General features: G+C 64.9%; 16 protein-coding genes. 6 read left to right on the top strand and 10 right to left on the bottom strand.

Going from position 1 to position 17,696, the window contains the following annotated elements; all coding sequences use genetic code 11:
* Nucleotides 1–17: 17 nt before the first annotated feature.
* The gene (locus SAMIE_RS01565) at nucleotides 18–773 is read right to left on the bottom strand and encodes an SDR family NAD(P)-dependent oxidoreductase (RefSeq protein ID WP_066700830.1); all 756 of its coding nucleotides are present in this window, start codon (nucleotides 771–773) and stop codon (nucleotides 18–20) included.
* Between the two features lie 104 nt (nucleotides 774–877).
* Here SAMIE_RS01565 and SAMIE_RS01560 point away from each other — a divergent pair, with 104 nt between their 5' ends.
* Nucleotides 878–1,711, top strand: a complete 834-nt coding sequence (locus tag SAMIE_RS01560) for an N-formylglutamate amidohydrolase (RefSeq protein ID WP_066700831.1) — start codon at nucleotides 878–880, stop codon at nucleotides 1,709–1,711.
* Nucleotides 1,712–1,765: 54 nt separating this feature from the next.
* Here the strand turns inward: SAMIE_RS01560 and SAMIE_RS01555 are convergent, their stop codons facing one another.
* From SAMIE_RS01555 to SAMIE_RS01545, 3 genes are all read right to left on the bottom strand, one after another.
* Nucleotides 1,766–3,166 carry an aldehyde dehydrogenase family protein gene (locus SAMIE_RS01555; protein ID WP_066700832.1) on the bottom strand — a complete coding sequence of 467 codons (1,401 nt, stop codon included), beginning with the start codon at nucleotides 3,164–3,166 and terminating at the stop codon, nucleotides 1,766–1,768.
* Between the two features lie 105 nt (nucleotides 3,167–3,271).
* Complete coding sequence (locus SAMIE_RS01550; RefSeq protein ID WP_066700833.1) at nucleotides 3,272–4,018, bottom strand: glutamine amidotransferase; 747 nt, start codon at nucleotides 4,016–4,018, stop codon at nucleotides 3,272–3,274.
* The gene (locus SAMIE_RS01545; RefSeq protein WP_066700834.1) at nucleotides 4,015–5,604 is read right to left on the bottom strand and encodes a GMC family oxidoreductase; all 1,590 of its coding nucleotides are present in this window, start codon (nucleotides 5,602–5,604) and stop codon (nucleotides 4,015–4,017) included. The genes SAMIE_RS01550 and SAMIE_RS01545 overlap by 4 nt, the downstream gene beginning before the upstream one ends.
* A 181-nt stretch (nucleotides 5,605–5,785) precedes the next feature.
* Here SAMIE_RS01545 and SAMIE_RS01540 point away from each other — a divergent pair, with 181 nt between their 5' ends.
* Both SAMIE_RS01540 and SAMIE_RS01535 read left to right on the top strand, forming a co-directional pair.
* On the top strand, nucleotides 5,786–7,171 hold the full coding sequence (locus tag SAMIE_RS01540; protein ID WP_066700835.1) for a glutamine synthetase family protein: 1,386 nt from the start codon (nucleotides 5,786–5,788) through the stop codon (nucleotides 7,169–7,171).
* 193 nt (nucleotides 7,172–7,364) lie between these two features.
* Nucleotides 7,365–7,946: a helix-turn-helix domain-containing protein gene (locus SAMIE_RS01535; RefSeq protein WP_162849017.1), complete on the top strand. Its 582-nt coding sequence runs from the start codon at nucleotides 7,365–7,367 to the stop codon at nucleotides 7,944–7,946.
* Between the two features lie 63 nt (nucleotides 7,947–8,009).
* Here the strand turns inward: SAMIE_RS01535 and SAMIE_RS01530 are convergent, their stop codons facing one another.
* The gene (locus tag SAMIE_RS01530; protein WP_126516702.1) at nucleotides 8,010–8,561 is read right to left on the bottom strand and encodes a hypothetical protein; all 552 of its coding nucleotides are present in this window, start codon (nucleotides 8,559–8,561) and stop codon (nucleotides 8,010–8,012) included.
* A 104-nt stretch (nucleotides 8,562–8,665) separates the two neighbouring features.
* Here SAMIE_RS01530 and SAMIE_RS01525 point away from each other — a divergent pair, with 104 nt between their 5' ends.
* The 3 genes from SAMIE_RS01525 to SAMIE_RS01515 are packed head-to-tail and all read left to right on the top strand — an operon-like array spanning nucleotide 8,666 to nucleotide 12,218.
* Complete coding sequence (locus tag SAMIE_RS01525) at nucleotides 8,666–9,322, top strand: response regulator transcription factor (protein ID WP_066700838.1); 657 nt, start codon at nucleotides 8,666–8,668, stop codon at nucleotides 9,320–9,322.
* Complete coding sequence (locus tag SAMIE_RS01520; protein ID WP_066700839.1) at nucleotides 9,319–11,820, top strand: hybrid sensor histidine kinase/response regulator; 2,502 nt, start codon at nucleotides 9,319–9,321, stop codon at nucleotides 11,818–11,820. The genes SAMIE_RS01525 and SAMIE_RS01520 overlap by 4 nt, the downstream gene beginning before the upstream one ends.
* Complete coding sequence (locus tag SAMIE_RS01515) at nucleotides 11,817–12,218, top strand: response regulator (protein WP_066700840.1); 402 nt, start codon at nucleotides 11,817–11,819, stop codon at nucleotides 12,216–12,218. Before SAMIE_RS01520 ends, SAMIE_RS01515 begins: the two co-directional genes overlap by 4 nt.
* 15 nt (nucleotides 12,219–12,233) lie before the next feature.
* Here the strand turns inward: SAMIE_RS01515 and SAMIE_RS01510 are convergent, their stop codons facing one another.
* From SAMIE_RS01510 to SAMIE_RS01495, 5 genes are all read right to left on the bottom strand, one after another.
* Nucleotides 12,234–12,929 (bottom strand): fimbrial biogenesis chaperone, encoded by a 696-nt coding sequence (locus SAMIE_RS01510; RefSeq protein WP_066700841.1) that lies wholly within the window; start codon nucleotides 12,927–12,929, stop codon nucleotides 12,234–12,236.
* Nucleotides 12,926–15,448: a TcfC E-set like domain-containing protein gene (locus SAMIE_RS01505; protein ID WP_066700842.1), complete on the bottom strand. Its 2,523-nt coding sequence runs from the start codon at nucleotides 15,446–15,448 to the stop codon at nucleotides 12,926–12,928. Before SAMIE_RS01505 ends, SAMIE_RS01510 begins: the two co-directional genes overlap by 4 nt.
* 14 nt (nucleotides 15,449–15,462) lie before the next feature.
* Nucleotides 15,463–15,969, bottom strand: a complete 507-nt coding sequence (locus tag SAMIE_RS23240) for a hypothetical protein (RefSeq protein WP_066700843.1) — start codon at nucleotides 15,967–15,969, stop codon at nucleotides 15,463–15,465.
* A gap of 79 nt (nucleotides 15,970–16,048) precedes the next feature.
* Nucleotides 16,049–16,633, bottom strand: coding sequence for a hypothetical protein (locus SAMIE_RS01500; protein WP_066700844.1), 585 nt, complete (start codon nucleotides 16,631–16,633; stop codon nucleotides 16,049–16,051).
* Nucleotides 16,634–16,844: 211 nt separating this feature from the next.
* Complete coding sequence (locus tag SAMIE_RS01495; protein ID WP_066700877.1) at nucleotides 16,845–17,528, bottom strand: FadR/GntR family transcriptional regulator; 684 nt, start codon at nucleotides 17,526–17,528, stop codon at nucleotides 16,845–16,847.
* Nucleotides 17,529–17,696 lie beyond the last annotated feature (168 nt).

Here is a 17,696-nt window from a genome sequence, read left to right as displayed (position 1 = left end):
GCGTCCGATATCATGCCTCAGGCGACGGGCTTGACGAGCAGGCCGCCATCGACCGGCAGGTCCACCCCGGTGATGTAGGACGCCTGATCGGAAAACAGGAACATGCACGCATTGGCGATGTCCGCCGGGCTGCCCATCCGGCCCAGCGGCACGGCCTGCGCCACCAGTTCCTGCGTCCTGCTGTCGCCTTCCCACCGCGCCTGCATCGGCGTCCAGGTGACGCCGGGCAGAACGGTGTTGGAACGTATGCCCTGATGCGCGTGCTGGATCGCCAGCGACCGGGACAGCGCACACACACCCGCCTTCGAGGCCTGATAGGCGTCCTGCGGGCGCAGATCGCCGCGCAGGAACTGCACGGTGGAAATATGGACCATGCTGCCGCCGCCCGACTTCGCCATCAGCGGAACGGCGAACTTCACCATATGCACCATGGATTTGAGGTTGATCGTCATGACGGCGTCCCAGTCGTCCAGATCAATCTCGGTCGCGCCCTTGTCGCGGCCGAACCACAGGACACCGGCGACATTGGCCAGATAATCGAGCCTTCCGAAACGCTCCTGAACCAGGTCGAAAGCCTGACGGACCGCATCGACATCGGTCAGGTCGATCTGCCGATAGAGGGCGCGCTCGCCAAAGCGGGAGAATAGCTCCGGCATCGGCTTCACGTCGATCAGCAGGACGCTGGCGCCCGCCTCCAGCAAGGCCTCGCCCAGCGCCAGCCCCATTCCCCCGCCAGCACCGGAAACGACAGCGACCTTGCCCTCAAAATTCATGATCCACCTTGATAATCGGGAGAATTATATCATAATTATGAAATATTTTCTGATTTAGCAAATTAATTTTGAAAGGGGTCGGGCGTGGGCAGCGACGGGACATTATGCGAATTTGGTCCGGAGCGATATGCTTTGGCTATGCCCGCCCGGCGACCGGCGCACTGCGGTTCCGCCCGATGACCGTCGACCCGCATGACGCCGTGGAAGTGATCGACCATGGCGCAGGCTGCCCGATTCTGCTGATCTGCGAACATGCAAGTCCCCACGTTCCGCCGGGCTGGGGCAAGCTCGGGCTTCAGGATGACGATCTCGCCAGACATATCGGCTGGGACATCGGCGCTGCGGACATTGCGCGCAGGCTGGCGGACGATCTCGGGGCGAGTGCGGTGCTCGCTCGCTATTCGCGACTCTTCATCGACTGCAACCGCGATCCGGACCGGGACGATTCGATTCCCGCGATCAGCGACGGGATCGCCGTCCCCGGCAATATGGGCCTGACGCCCGAGGAGCGGCAGCGGCGCAGGGCACTCGCCTTCACGCCCCTGCACGACAGGATCGGCGCCATGATCGAGCGCCATCTGGCGAGCGGCGTCACACCCACCATCGTCCCGATCCACAGCTTCACCCCGGAAATGCAGGGCGTGCGCCGTCCCTGGCACATGGGCGTCCTGTGGAACGAGTGCGATGCGCTCGGCGCGTCGCTGATGCAGGCATTGCAGGATTTGGGCGACATGGCCGGGCTGGAGATCGGCGCGAACCAGCCCTACTCGGCCAGGGAATTCGTGACCTACACGATGGAACAGCATGGCCGGAAGCGTGGGCTGGCCAATGTCGCGCTGGAAATCCGCAACGATCTTGCGGGCGATCCCGCGCTCCAGCCCCGGCTGGCGGCACATATCGCGCGCGCTCTGCGGCGCGCCATCCTGCCCGCCGCCTGACGCCGTGCGGGCGGCGGCGGGTGCGGCCTGATCCCCGCCCCCGCCGCGTCGCCGTCAGTTGGCGACGTGCCGGACGTGATAGGACTTCGTTTCGGTGGCGGAAAGCAGGCCCGCCCGGCCGTTCATCCGCCCCATGCCGGAAATCTTGATCCCGCCCCAGGGCAGATAGGCGTCGGCATGGTCGCAGCGGTTGATGAAGGCCGCGCCGACATCGACCTCGTCCAGCAGCTCCGCGCCGCGCTCGATATCCTGCGTCCATACGCTCGCGGTCAGGCCGAACTCGGTATCGTTCATGAGCGCGAGCGCTTCATCGTCTCCCGACACCGACTGGATGCACGCGACAGGACCGAACAGTTCTTCCCGCATGACCGGCATCGAATGGTCCACGTCCAGCAGGATCTGCGGCGCGACATAGGCTTCGCCGAGCGCGGCGGCGGCGGCGGCATAGGGCGCGATCCGCTTCGCTCCGGACCGTTCCGCCTCGTCGCAATGGCCGCGGATGAAGCCCGCGGCATGCGCCCCCACCACCGATCCGACCATCGGCCTGCCGTCCAGCGGGTGCCCGATCGTCCATTTCTCCGCCTCCGCGACGAACGCATCGACGAACCGGTCGCGGATCGCCCGGTCCACATAGATGCGCTCGACCGAGCAGCATGACTGGCCGGAGTTGGAAAAACACCCTTCGACCAGCAGCGGGATCGCATGGTCGAAATCGGCGTCGGTGCGCACATAGGCCGGGTCTTTGCCGCCCAGCTCCAGATCGACTTCGGTAAAGGTGCCCGCAGTCGCCGCATGAACCTTGCGCCCGCCACCCACGGACCCGATGAAATTCACCTTCTTGAAGATACCGCTGCCGATCAGGCGCTCGGCGGACGCGTGGTCCATGTGGACGACCTGCAACACGCCCGCAGGCCCACCGGCGGCGCGAAACGCCTCGTCGGCGATTTCCGCCGTGACCGGCGTCTGCGGACTGTGCTTCAGGATGACGACATTGCCCGCGATCAGCGGCGCCGTCACCAGATAGCCGATCATCGCGGTGGGATAGTTCCACGCGCAGATCGAAAAATGGATGCCCCCGGTCGTCGCGCGCGTGTAGCGCGTGACCTGACCGTCGCTCGGATAGGCGACGGGCTGGAACACATCGTCGGCCAGTCCGCTCAGCACTTCGCCGATCTGCACGAGCCGGGGCGTCTCGTCGCACTGCCACAGCGGCCGCCCGATCTGATGGGCGATCGCCTCGGCGAGGGCCGGTGCGCGCGCCTTCATTTCTTCGCCGAAGCGCAGGACGATGGCGACCCGCTCCGCTAGCGGCGTTCTGCGCCACTGGATCAGAGCCTTCTGGGCGTTGGCGATGGTGCGGTCGAGCGTCTCGGCATCCGCATATTGGCGAACGGCATATTCCGACCCGTCGACGGGCGAAATGACACGGAACATGTTCGGGGAAATCTGGGTCATCCAGCGACTCCATGCAAGGGCGTAATTTTTCTTAAATGAATAATATTTTCTTATTGGAAAATCAATCGCCCGTGCGGGGCAACCATATGCGCACAGAGCAGCAGGTCAGGCCCGATCCTCGACGATGGCGATGAAGCGCCTCAGCAGCTCGGGGCCGTGCGGCATATCCTCGATCCCGGCCCTGATCGCGTCGACATCGACGCCCGCCTTGACGATCCCTTCCGCCGCGACATCGACGAGCGCCTGCGTGAACGACCGGTCGAACTCGGGGTGGAACTGCACCCCCCAGGCGACAGGCCCGAAACGCAGTGCCTGATGCGCATCCACATCGTTGGACGCAAGCACCTGCGCGCCGTCCGGGCGCTTCAGGACCGTCTGATAATGATGCGCGCCAAAGCCCGCATGCTCCGGAAGATCGGCGAACAGGCGGTCGTCGGCGGCATCGTCGTTGAAGGCGACATCGACCGTCCCCGCCTCCATCCCGCGCGGGTTCACGCCCACTTCGCCGCCCAGCGCATGCGACAGCAACTGATGGCCGAAGCAGACACCCAGCGTCGGCACCTCCTGCGCGACCGCCTCGCGCAGCCAGCTTGCGGTCTGCTCCATCCACGGTTCGCGGTCGGTCACCATCGCGCCCGCGCCGGTGACGATGACGCCCGCATAGCTCGACGGCGGCAACGGGATCGGCGCGCCGGTGTAAACCTCGACCACCTCGGTCATCGCCGCATCGTGGCCGGTGGCGGCGAGGAAAATCGCCTCCTGATCCCCGAACCTGTCGACAAGCTCCGCCGCCCGCTCCCGCAGCGTGCCCGTCTTGACGATCAGCAGTTTCTTGTCCGCAGGCCCGCTCATGCCGCCATCTCCGCCAGATCGGGCGCGCCGTAGGATCGCTCGCCCCGGATGAATTCGGCCACGCGCTCGCCGATCATGATCGAGGGCGCGTTGGTGTTGCCGCTGGTGATGGTCGGCATGATGGATGCGTCCGCCACCCTGATGCCGTCCAGTCCGCGCAGGCGCAGATCGGGACCGACGACCGCCCGGTCATCCAGCCCCATCCGGCAACTGCCCACCGGGTGACACATGTTCACCGCCTTGGCGCGCAGGGTGGCCTCCCAGTCGGCATCGCTCTCGACCTGCGATCCGGGCTGGGCTTCGTTCAATATGTGGCGGCGGATCGGATCGGTGGCGAATATCTCGCGCCCGATGCGGCAGGCTTTGGTGAGCGTGCTGACATCCTCCGCCGTGTCGAGCAGCCGGTAGGAGATTTCCGGCGCATCCCTGAAATCGGCCGAGCGCAGCCTGACCGCGCCGCGCCCTGTAGGGCGGCACAGGCTGACAGCGACGGTGGCGGAAGACGAAGGAAGAAATTCGACACCCCTGTCCAGCACCACATAACCGGCGGGCATGAAGCTCATCTGATAGTCGGGCACGCCATCGGCGCCCTGCGTCGAACCGTAAAGCGTGACATGGCACATGGCGGACGCGGCAGGGCCGGTGCGGTTGAGCATCCACTGAGCACCCGCCTTCACCATGCCGCCGATGCCCAGCGTGTCGTTCCACGTCTTTTCATCGACATTGACGCTGATCCACATGCACGGATGGTCCTGCAGGCCCGCGCCCACTTCCGGCAGATCCAGCGTCGGCTCGATCCCCAGCGATTTCAGATGATCCGCAGGGCCGATGCCCGACAGCATCAGCAGCCGGGGCGAATTGATCCCGCCGGCGGAAAGGATCACCTCTTCATGCGCATGGACGGTCTCCAGCCTGCCGGAACGCAGATAGGTCACTCCTCGCACCCGTCCCCGCTCCACGACGAGGCGCGTGGCGGTCGCGCGCGTGACGACCGTCAGGTTGGGACGCCCGCGCGCGGGGCGCAGATAGGCCCGCTCGGTGCTCTGGCGATAGCCGTCCGCCGCGGAACTCGGGCACGGCATGACGCCGTTCCCTACCTGCGGCAGTTCGGTGCTGTTGAGGCGCAGGCCATAGCCCATGGCGCTGTCGAGAAACTTCTGCGCGACAGGATGCATGTTCGCGGGCGGAGCGACCGGCAGCGTCCTGTCCACGCGATGAAAGGCCGCGTTGACCGGATCGACGCCCCATTGCGGACCGGCGGCCCGGCTCCACCGCTCATAGTCGACCGGCAGTCCCTTGACGAACACCATGCCGTTGATCGAACTGCCGCCGCCCAGCCCGCGACCGCAGGTCAGCGTTTCCTGCCGTCCGTTGCGGGTCGGGTCCGGCTCGACATCCATGATCCAGTGATAGCGCGGACTGCCCTTCACGAAGTAGATGCCGTTCGGGATCTGGATGAAAGGCGCGGTGCCCCCGCCGCCTGCCTCGATCAGCAGGACGCTGCAATCGGGATTTTCGGACAGGCGGGCAGCGGCCACCGCTCCCGCCGATCCCCCGCCCACAATCACATAGTCATAGGATGCCATCGAGTCCTCCATGGCGCTCCTCATAAGCCATGTCATTTTCTGATTTCAAGAATATTTGACAGATTCGAAAATATCTCTCAAGAGGAGGACGATCCGCGACGGCTCGTGCGGGTCGACGGATACATGCTAATTTGACGCGACTCCGGCGGCGGCTCCTCGTCCGCGACAGGAGCGCGCTATAATGGAGGATCTTTTGGCGAACCTTCCGCAAAACCCGACGCTCACAGAGCTGCGGGCGTTTATTTCCGAAAGTGATCTGGAATTCGCCACTATCGCCTTTGCGGACTATCAGGGGACCATTCGCGGCAAATATGTGTCGCGCGCGAAGCTCGAAAGCGCTCTGGAAGCGATGAGCTTTCCGGCCATCTCCCTCGTCCTCGATCCCACCGACGCCATTCTCGCCGTCCCGGTTCTGGCGGACAGCAGTTCAGGCTATCCCGACCGTCCCGTCAGGCTGGTGCCCGAAACCGCGCGGTTCATCCCGTGGGCCGAACCCCGGCGCAATCTGCTCATCCTCGCCGAATTTGCGGAGGATTTCGCCGACTACTGCCCCCGCAACATGTTCCACCGGATGCAGCGGCATGCGGAGCGGCTGGGCTTCCGACCCTGCGCGTCGTCCGAACTGGAATTCACCATGTTCGACGAGACGCCCCAGTCGATCATCGCCAAGGGCTATCATAATCTTCAGCCCTCGACCCCCAACCGCACCTATTATTCGCTGGTCCGGCAGGAAACGCAGTCCAGCCTCTATAATCAGTTGATGGACATGTGCGCCGCGTTGCGCATCCCGGTCGACAGCCTTCATGAGGAAATGGGCGAAGGCTTCATGGAACTCGCGATCCGCTACGGCACCGACGCGAGCGTGCCCGACGCCACGGCGCTGTTCCGCACTTTCGCGAAGGTCGTCGCGCAGCGGAACGGGAAGCTCGCGACCTTCATGGCGCGCTGGTCCAACAATGCCGACGGGCAGAGCGGCCACATCCACGCCTCGCTTCAGACGCTGGCGGGCGAACCCGTGTTTCACGACCCGTCCCGTCCGGATGGCATGAGCGAAACCATGCGCCATTTCATCGGCGGGATGCAGGCGCTGCTCGGCGACTTCCTGCTGCTGCTCGCGCCCAACATCAATTCCTACAAGCGTCTGGTCCCAGGTATTTTTGCCCCAATTTCAACCGCTTGGGGCATAGAGAACCGAACCTGCGCCATTCGCGCCATCCCCGGATCGCCCGGCAGCAGCCGGATCGAGTGCCGCCTGCCGGGCGCCGACGCCAATCCCTATCTGTCGCTGGCCGGCGTCATCACCGCGGGCCTGCACGGCGTCGAGCACCGGATCGAACCGTCGGCGCCCTGCGAAGGCAATGCCTATGAGATGGAGATACTGGAATCGCAGCGTCTCCCCGCCAGTTTCGACGCCGCGATCACCCGATTCAGAGGCTCCGAAATGGCCCGCCATTATTTCGGCGACGCCTTCGTCGAAGCCTATGCCGACAGCCGCCGCACGCAATATGAGCAGTTTCAGGCCATGGTGACAGATCGGGAGCTTGAACGCTTCTTCGAACTGGTCTGACAGCGCACGACCGGCAGCGCCGCGCGCAGCAGCATATTGACCTTTCGCCGAAAATGCATGAGCGGGTTCCCGATGGCTTATGTTTGGAAACCGGACGGGACAGGGCTTGCCGATGATGCGGCCGGAACTCGCCCGGCAATGTTGGAAGCGGTGAAATAGGATGGCTGGCAAGGCCTTTGGTCAAAATCCGGATGTGGCACTGGGCAAGCGCCTGCGGGACTTTCGCAAGTCCCGCAATCTGCGTCTGGCCGATTTGAGCGAAATGACATCGCTGCCCATTTCGACCCTGTCCAAGCTCGAAAACGGCAAGGTTTCGCCCAACTTCAAGACCGTCCTGCAAATCTCGATCGCGCTGTCCGTCCCGATCAGCAGCCTCATCGGCCCTATTGAGGAACCGGGCCTGGGCGGAGGCCGGGCGATCACCCGCGCGGGCGAAGGCCACATCTCCCGGCATCCGCGCTGGGACATGGAAACGCTCAGCGATGACCTGCTCAACAAACGCAGCGTCTACTGGAAAATGACGGTCAAGTGCCGGTCGATTGAGGAATATGGCGAATTCTCGTCCCATCCGGGTGAAGAATTTCTGCTCATCATCTCGGGCGCGCTGGAACTGCACAGCAAGCTCTACAAACCCCTTCGCCTCAACGAAGGCGACAGCATCCAGTTCGACAGCATGACCCCGCACGCCTACATCGCGGTAAGCGACGAAGACCCCGTCGTCCTGATGAGCAACACCATTTCGCCGGAACGGCTGTCGGATTTCAACGCGGGCTGAATCGCGGCAGATCCCCGCGTACCTGTCTACATCGCTGTCGCTTTAAGGCGGTCCGGTCTCAGATCATCCCCGCCCATCCAGCCATCGGGTGATCGCCACCGCCGCCTTGCGGCTTTCCTGCCGCGCCACGGCGAAATCCCCTTCCCCCGCATCGACCGCGCTCCAGCTTCTGCTCAGAACGGCAAAGCCCAGCGTGCCCGACAGCCCGGCCAGCCGGTGCGGGCTGATGCACCCCAGATGATCGCCGTCGCACGCGGCGGCCAGTTCCCTTTGCAGCCCTTTCACCAGCGGCAGGAACTCGGCTTCTCCGAACATGGCCAGCAGCCGGTCGAGCGGTTCGGTATCGGGCGGCAGCCAGGACTCGAATAATAGCGCCAGCGCTGCGACGCCGCCCTGCGGATCGAACGAGAAATCCGCGCCAGAATCACCCTCCCCTCCGGGCACGGCAATTCCCACGATATGACGGAGCGGATCGCCGGCATGATCCCCGATATTTTCGACGATCAGCAGGCAGATCTCGTCATGCAGGGGCGGTTCCTGCCCGCAAAGCGCCCACCCCGCCTTCTCCAGCGCCTGTCCGACATGCGAATATGTCAAAAGGTTTCCGAAGGTCATGCCGGCCAAAGGCCTTTGCATTCGCGGCATAAATTTTTTATGGTCCTCGTCGAGCAGTGGGGGCTGCGTCCATTCTAACAGGATGGACAAAGACAGGGTAGGGGATGGTGGACACTTCACCGGGCGGCCGCATATTGATTGCGGACGACCATCCGCTCCTTCGCGAAGGGTTGGCGCTCGCTGCTCGAGCGGCCGTTCCGGGGGTGGCGATCGACACGGCGGGCACCGTGGGGGAAAGCCTGGCCGCGCTGGAGCGATATGGCCGCTATCGCCTGATCCTGCTCGACTTCGTTCTGCCCGATGCACGGGGCTTTTCCGGCTTCCTTCAGATCCAGCATATCGCGAGCCGCATCCCGATCGCGGTCATTTCGGCGCACGAAACCGTCGTGCTGGTGGAAGGCGCGATGGCGCTCGGCGCGGCGGGTTTCCTGTACAAGTCCACGCCGTTCGACGAACTGGCCCGCGACATCCGCGATCTGGTCAATGGAAAACGCTGCTTTCCCGACATCGCGGCCGCGAACGGCTCCGCCGGACTGCGCGAGCAGATCGCCAGCCTTTCCGGCGCGCAGTTGCGCGTCCTCATCGCCCTGTCCGACGGGCGGCTGAACAAGCAGATCGCCGCCGACCTCGACGTGTCCGAAGCCACGATCAAGGCGCATCTCACGGCGATCTTCCGCAAACTTCAGGTCAACAACCGCGCCCAGGCGCTGCTCGCCATCCAGCCGTTACTGGGTGAAGTGTCGGGGGAAAAAGCCAGATGACCAAAGCACCACAGGCTCCCCGTCCCTTCCTCTTCATTGCTCTCGCCCTTCTCTTCCCCCTCGTCCTTGCCGCATCGCTGTTCTGGCTCGGCACCGAATATCAGCGGTGGAACGACCTTCGCGAAGAGGCCGACCGGTCGTTCGAACGGCGCATCACCCTCATTGACACGCTGTCGGAATTGAGGGCGGCCGAAAGCAGCCAGCGCGGCTATGTCATCACCCACGATCCGGAATTCCGGGCGCGCTACCGGGAATGGCGTTCGGAAATCGGGGCATCCTTCGCCGCGGCGGACATCCACTTCCGCAGTCAGGCCGCGCATCGCGGGAGCTTCCTCAGCCTGCGCGCGCTCGCCAATGCCAAGATCGCCGAAATGGACGCGGTGTTCCGCATCTACGACACGCAGGGCGCCGCCGCCGCGCAGAAGCGGGTGTCGGACGGCGAAGGCAAGCGTCTGATGTCCCGCCTTCAGGCCCAGCTCAACAGGATCATCGCGCAGGAACAGCAGATCGGCAGAACCCGTCTCAACGCCTATCGCGAACGCACGGAGACTCTTCAGCGTCTGTGGTGGCTGTTTCTCGGCTTCAGCACGCTGTCGCTGGTGACGGCGCTGGTCGCCGTGTGGCGCAACCGCGCCAGCCGATATGAGCTGGAGCTGAGCGCTTACGAAGCGGCGCAGCGCAACGAAACGATCCTCAACAGCACCATTGATCCGATCATCATCATCAATCCCAGCGGCAGCATCGAAACCATCAACCTCGCGGCCAGCCGGATGCTGGGCTACCAGCCGAATGAGCTGGCGCGGCGGGACTTCGACCTCATCTCCGACATTGCTTCGGGCGTCGGCACCTTTCTCGAACGCATCGGGCTGGCCGACGGCACCTTGCGGACCCATTTCTGGACCGACTGCCTCGTGCGCCACAAGAGCGGCCGGAAACTGCCCGTCGACATCGCGCTGGGGGTGATGGCGCTGTCGGATGGCGAGCATATCGTCGCCTCGTTCCGGGATATCGCCGAGCGCAAGCGCATCGAGCAGCTCAAAGACAACCTCATTTCCACCGTCAGCCATGAACTGCGCACGCCGCTGACCTCCATCGTCGGCGCACTTGCGCTGCTGAAGCGCGACACCGCCGATCTGACGCCCCAGTCGACCGGTCTCGTCGCGATTGCGGAAAATAACGCGCAGCGGCTCATCCGCCTCATCAACGACATGCTCGACATCGACCGGATCGAAGCGGGCAAGCTGCGGATGGCCCTGACCGCCACCGACCTGCGCGACGTCATCCTGCATGCCTGCGAGGATTTCGAGGGTCTCGCCCGCTCCGCGAACGTGGCGGTGCAAACCTCTGCCGGAGACGACCCGGTCATGGTGCAGGGTGACGCGGAGCGCTTGCAGCAGGTGCTCACCAATCTTCTTTCGAATGCGATCAAGATTTCGCCCGCAGAAGGCAAGGTGACGGTCGGCCTGATGCCCAGCGGCGACAGGCGGCGGGCCATCGTTTACGTGGACGATGACGGTCCGGGCATACCGCCCGAGTTCCGCGCCCGCATCTTCGGCCGGTTTGAGCGCGCGGGCAATGGAGAGGCCGCGCCCGGAACGGGTCTGGGGCTGGCGATCGCGCGGGAAATCATGACCCAGCATGGCGGCGAACTATGGTTCGAGGACCGTCCGCAGGGCGGCACGCGGTTCGCCCTGTCGCTGCCGACGATATTGGGGTCCACGGCGACGGCATCCGGCAGGGACGAGGACGGCGGCGCTTCCATCCTGATCTGCGAGAGCAATGCGGCGGTTGCCAAAACGCTTCAGTCCCATCTCGCCGAAGAAGGCTATTTCGCCCGGATCGTGACCAATGCCGCTGCCGCGCGCGCGGAAATATCCGCCAACAGTTACAGCCTGCTGCTGCTCGACATGGCGCTGGACGACGCGGATGCTTTCGACTTCGCGCGGGAGGTGCGGCGGCACGAAGGGCCGGAATCGCTGTCCATATTGATGATCGCCTCGCCGCCCGACGCCGATGCGCCGCTACCGCTCGATCTTGTCGACTGGATCGACAAGCCGGTGGACGTATTGCGTCTCAAAACAGCCATCTCCGCCGCCTTCCGGCAACCGAACGGCGAAAGGCCGGTCGTGCTGCATCTGGACGACGATCAGGACACGCTGGAAATCACCGCGTCGGCGCTGGAGGGGCAGGCCTATATGCTCAAGGCCCGAACGCTTGACGAAGCGCGCGCTTTGCTTGGGGTGGAAACCCCGCACCTCGCCATCCTCGATATGCATCTGGAGGAAGGATATGGCCTCGACCTGCTCCCTCACCTCTTCGATGAGGAGGGCGTCGCCATCCCGACGATCATCTATTCTGCGCATGACATCGACCCCCGCCTTCAGGAGCAGGTCAGCGCGGTGCTCACCAAGTCACGCACATCGCTGCCCGATCTCAAAGCAACGGTGCGGCGCGTGATCGCCGCGAAGCTATCGGACCAAGGGGAGGCACCAGCATGACGACGTCCCATCGCCTGTCTGTTCTCTATGTCGACGATGACGACGACATCCGCCATATCGTCACGCTGGCGCTGTCGCTTGACCCTTCGGTGGAACTCCGCGCCTTCGACAGGGGTGAGGAAGCGCTATCGGCGGCGGGATCGGACGACTGGCGGCCCGACATCGCCATGCTGGACGTCATGATGCCGGGCATCAGCGGCCCCAAGCTGATGAAGGCGCTGCAGGCGCTGCCGGACTTCGCCACCGTGCCCTTCGTCTTCCTGACCGCGCGGGCGCGACTGGCGGACATCGAGGAGTATAAGGCAGCGGGCGCGGCCGATGTGATCCTCAAGCCGTTCGACCCCCTCACCCTCGCTCAGCGGCTGGATGAAATTGCAAGGGTCGCAAACCAAAGCTGAAGCTGCCACCCGTCGTCAGAATTTGCTGACCACGGACTGACCGGCGGTCGCCACGCGATATTCGACCGGATTGGCGGGATCGACGGCGACCTGCCATGTCGCGCCGGGATACAGCCGGTTGGACGGCAGGGTCCGGCACGCCCTGCCCGCGGCGTCGCACTGTTTGCCCTCGAACATTTCGACATTGGTGTTGCCGCTGTTGCGGAACGTGATGCTGCCCCCGGACCGCTGCGCCGACACGGACCCGTCGAGCTGTTCGGGACGATAGATGACGAGCACGTCATAGCCCACCATCAGCTTGAGCGCGCTGTTGCCCGCCGTCACCTCGCCCGCAACCGGCTTGATCGCGACACGGTAGATCCGGTCGCGCGCGCCGCGCGGCGCGACCGCCGCCACCCGGACCAGACGCCGCTGGCCGGGTTCCAGAATCATGCGCTGGGGCGTGACGAGCAGACCCAGGATGCCCGGATCGGGCTGAGTCACGCGCTGTTCCTCGGGCGTGCCGGGCGCCTTCACCTCGACGGGTTCGGCGACGACATAGCTGCGCTCCTTGCTGTTGTTCCACACTTCGATGTCCTGCGCCTGCGGCGTGCCGGGAACGAGGTCGAGGATGACCTGACTCAGCACCAGATTGGCGCGTGCGCCCGGCGAAGCCGTCAGGGCGAGGGCAGCGAGGAGGATGCGCGGGAGCAGGGCGCGGATGTCGGTCATGGTCTTCCTTCGTTGGCAGCGATGCGCCAGGGCGGGCCGAGCGGGGTATATGGCCTGCACAGGACCGTCCCCAGCGGAATATAGGCCGCCGTGCTTTCAGGCGCGTTAATCGACACCTGACAATTGCGGCCATCGGGTGCGCGAACGCCAAGATCGGCGTCGCGGCTGGTTTCGATCTGGAAATAGCCCTGCGCATCGGTCCGGGCGATGGCGTCGCGGGTCACGATGTCGGCTTCCGCCACCGGCGCTCCGTTTGGCCACAGCATGCGGCCGAACATCGCCACGACGCTCTTTGCCGACCATGCCAGCGTCGCGACATTGCCGGGGAAAACGCTGATGCGGCGTGTCGCCGTATCGAAATGCGCGAGGCTTCCGCCGACCGGGCGGATACGGACGCCATATTGGCGGTAGGAGGGGACGGCAACCAGTTGGGTTTCGCCTCCCCGCAACCGGGCGCGCGGCGTTTCGTTCACCAGCACTTCGAAAACGGCGTCCGGCGGCGCGTCCTTCAGGCGAATGGCGATCATGCTGTCGCTCTGGTCGCGACCGCCCAGCGCCGCCATGCCACGGCTCGCGATGAGAGACGTCTGGCCCGTCAGGCTGAACTGGGTGCGGCCCGCGCCGTCCAGTTGCTGAACGACGTCGGCGCCGAAGGCACCGATCGGCCCACGCCAGTCGGCGCGGGCATGGGCGACATCGTCGTCCGGAAGATGATCCACGCTGCCGGTCAGCATCAGGCTGCCGCCCCGGACATCGTCATTCTGCCAGCTTCCCTGCACGCCGCCGACGATGCCGCTGTTCCGGCGGCCCGGCGCGGACGGCAGGGACTGGACGCCCGCTGTCGTGGACAAGGAATGGCGCGGGCCCAGAATCTGCAGGCGTATCCCCGCATAGGCCGAACGTCCGATGCTGGACTGCGACAGATTGCCTTCCAGCGTAAGGTCGATGCCTCCGCGCCGCAGCACCGACCAGCGCGCGGTCGGCCCCACCGCATAATGATCCTGCAGATGGTCGCGCCGGTAGAAGGCCGACAGGTTGATCTGCGCATGCTTCAGGCGATAGCTGATATCGCCCATCACCTGCGTGAAGCTGCCGCCCCACGGACGCGCGGCGGGGAAGCCGGGGCGGCTCGCCGCCGGCCCGGTCAGATCGCTCGACGCGATCAGCGGGCTGTCGTCATGCGTGTGCACGCGGCGGGCGTCGATGTTGAAGTTCAGCCGCGATACGCCGGTGCTGTTCGCCTGAAACAGAATGCCGCTGTCCATTTTGCTGGACCCCAGAACCGCAAGGCGGAACTGCGCGGGGGCGGTCAGCAGATAGGCGCCCGCCTCGGCAATCAGGCGGTCGCCCGACGCGACCCAGCTCGTGTCGAGCGCGAAGTGACGGCCAAGGCGGCGCGACGCGCCCGCTTCGGCGTAGAGCTTGCGCGTCGCCGACAGGAATGCGCCGGGGCGATCCTGCACCAGCACCCCTCCCCGCGCAAACCACAGCCATTCGCCTGCGGGCGCGATCCGCGCATTCTTGGCGAAAAACCTCCGCTCTTCGCGTTGGACGCCACCGATTTCCTGTATGAGCAGTTTCACTTCGTAACTGCCATCGGGCAGCGCCGATGTGTCGATGCTCTGGTTGCCCGCATCGTAGACGCGCGATCCCACCAGCCGGCCGTCGACCAGCATATCGACTCGCGAGCGCTGGGCCAGCGACACGATGAGCGGCGTTCCGCTGATGACATCCTTGTCGGCGCGGGTGTCGAACTGCGTTTCCACGCCCGCGCCCAATATGCGCCGCCGCCCGGCGAGATCGAGGCCGGGCGCCCAGAAGGCGCCTGCGGTGTAGCGTATGCCGGGCTTGTCGACCTGCACCGCGAGAACGTCGCCCTTCAGCCCGAGGGTCGATGAATAGGAAGTGGTGCTGACGAGGCGGGCATCCCGGTCGCCCAGCACCGCGCGATTCTGGATCGCAAATTCGGTCCTGCCTCCCGACGATCCCGCCACGGTCCCGGCCACCCAGTCCACCAGCGACAATCCGGCGTCGGGCATGGGCAGATAGACGTCCTGCATCGCAGACCGGACGGCCAGATAGCGCGGCGACACGAACAGCGTCAGGCGAAAGCGGTCCCGATCGAAAATAACGCCCGCAACGGGCGGTGCAAGACGCCCGCAATCGTCCGGATTGCTGCCCTGCGAACAGACGAGATCGGCATGGGCGTCGAGCGGACCGCTCAGCGCCGCCGTAACCGCCGCTACATCGGCGACATGGGGGATGAGGCCCACGGCGGTGGCGGGATCGTTCAGGCGCACGGTGCCGCCTTCCACCTCCACTTGCGCCTGTCCGATGGATTCTCCGCCGAAATAGAGATCGACGACGATCTGCTGCGCCCGCGCCAGATCCGCAAAGCCGGACGGCATCCCGACCGCGAGCCCCGCATCCCCCTGCGCATGGCCGGAACCAGGCGTCAACGCCAGCAGGATGAGCGCAAGGCCCGTCGAGGACGGAAGGACCGCACGGGTGGGAAGCATCACGCTCCTCCCCCTCAGTTCGGCGAGATCATCAGGGTGAGCGTGCCGGAATAACTGCCCGCCTGCGCGGCGGAGAGGGCGGCGGCGCGCAGGATGACGGTCATGCTGCCGCTGCGGGTGAGGCCCAGCGTGCAGCCGGGCGTCACGCCCTGCGAAATGAAGCCGGATTGCGAGACCCCGGCGGTCAGTTGCGTGCCTCCGCTCTGGTTCGCGGCCGAATTCCATTGCACTTCGTAAGCGAGCGTCGCTGCGCCCGAAGCCAGCGTGAACGCGCCGCCAGCGCCCGATCCGGTCGCCCGGACGGTATAGTTGGAAAACAGCGCGTTGCTGTATGCGCAGACCGTCTGACTTTGGGAAACGTCGGACGTCACATTGACGATCGTGCCGAAGGAGACATCGGAAAGGTCGCTGAGCTGCGCCAGTTGCGCGAAAGCCGGCCGCGGCAGGGCGCAGGCCAGCATCAGTGCTGCAAGGGACGCGATCTTATGGATGGACGGCACCGCGCGACGCGAGCCGCCCATCCACCCCCTGGCTGGCACGGCAACCATGGAGCGACCCGAAGGTGCCGAGCCAGCCATAACCAGATCTTCCCGCCCGCGCCTATTGCGGCGTTACGAGCAGCGTCAGCGTGCCGGTATAGCTGGTCGCGGCGACCATGTTCTGAAGGTCGGCCGACGCAATCGACACGATGAGGCTGGACGTGGTGGCCGGGCCGGAACTGCATGTGGGCGTGGTGGCCGTCGACACGAGGCCCGACAGCGCCGTTCCCGCCGTCAGCGACGTGCCGGACGACTGGCCGCTGCTCTGGTTCCACTGGACGCTGTAGGCAATGGGCGTCAGCGCGCCGCTGGCGAGCGTGAAGGCGCCCGCCGTGCCGCTGCCCGTCGCCTTGATACTGTAACCCTTGGTCGCCGTGTTGCTCCATACGCAGTCATTCTGCGTTGCGGTGGCGGTCGTCGTCGGATCGGCGTTGGTGAAATTGATGTCGGTCAGACCGGTGATCTGTGCGCGATTGGGCACCGTCGCCGTGATCGTGATGCTGCCCTGCGAGGTGGTGCCCAGCGTGCCCTGCGTGGCCGCCCCGGCAGGCGTGACGAAGGCTGCGAGCGACAGCCCCAAGAGGATGCGAGCCGCGCGCAGACCGGCCTTTCTGCGGTGCGCCAGTCCCTTGATGTTGCAGTCCATAGTCTTCTCCATTCATGTATGGGGAGACCAAGGCGGCAGCGCGGTTAACAAATCCTTCCGGTCACAGGCAGGAGCATGGCGAATTAGACCAAGGTCTAAGGACGTGCGCGAGAAAGTCCTGACTCATCAACCGGATCGCGAGGGGAAGGACAGACGATTGAGTTTGCTGTCCAATGTTCCTGTGGCGGCTCGACAGCCATCGGGCAGCGCGTCAGGCCGGCGCAAGGCCCGCCGGGGCAGCATCGCTCTTCGCGATCAGTTCAAGCACCTCTCCGATCAGATGCCGCATCGCCCGGCGCGCGCCATCGGCATCGCCCGCCGAAATCGCCTCATATACGCGGGCGTGGTCGGCAATATTTGCCGTATGTCCCTTGATCTTGTTGGTGAAGCGGATCGACGTCTGGAGCGCGGTCGCGACCACATCGCGAAACTGCCGATAGAAGGGATTATGCGACGCCGCCATGATCGCCACATGGAATGCGATGTCAGCGGCGAGCGCATCGTCCCTCCCCTGCTCGGCCTCGCGCATGCGCTCCAGTCCCGCCGCAATCGCATCCAGATCGGCTTCGTCATGAAATTCAGCGGCGAGCGCAGCGGCTTCCGGCTCGATGGCGACCCTCAACTGGTTGAAATGGCGGAGCAGTTCGGGCGAGGCGCGCCGCTCCAGCAGCCAGCGCAGCACATCGGGATCGAACATGTTCCAGTTCGCCGATGGCTCGACGATTGTCCCCTGCCTCGGTCGCGCGCTGACCAGCCCCTTGGCCGTAAGCATCTTGACCGCTTCGCGCGTAACCGACCGGCTGACGCCATGCTGGGCGGTCAGCTCCGCTTCTGTGGGAAAGGGCGTCGCATCGTAGCGGCCGGTAACGATGTCCCGCCCGATCGCATCGAGCATGCCGATGGTGAGATTGCGGCCGAGGCGCGGCGTCGCCCAGCCGTTCGGCTTCGGAAACTGGTTCACTGTCACCCCTCCCCTTTGTCACCCGCCGCGCCGCAAGTCAGCAAAATAGCGATGGTCAGCCTCATGCGTGTAGACAAAGCTTATAAATAATATAATTGACGT

It is taken from the genome of Sphingobium amiense, assembly GCF_003967075.1.
Taxonomy (GTDB): Bacteria; Pseudomonadota; Alphaproteobacteria; order Sphingomonadales; family Sphingomonadaceae; genus Sphingobium; species Sphingobium amiense.
The sequence above is the reverse complement of the archived record's forward strand: the minus strand, read 5'-3'. Positions and strand labels throughout refer to the sequence as shown.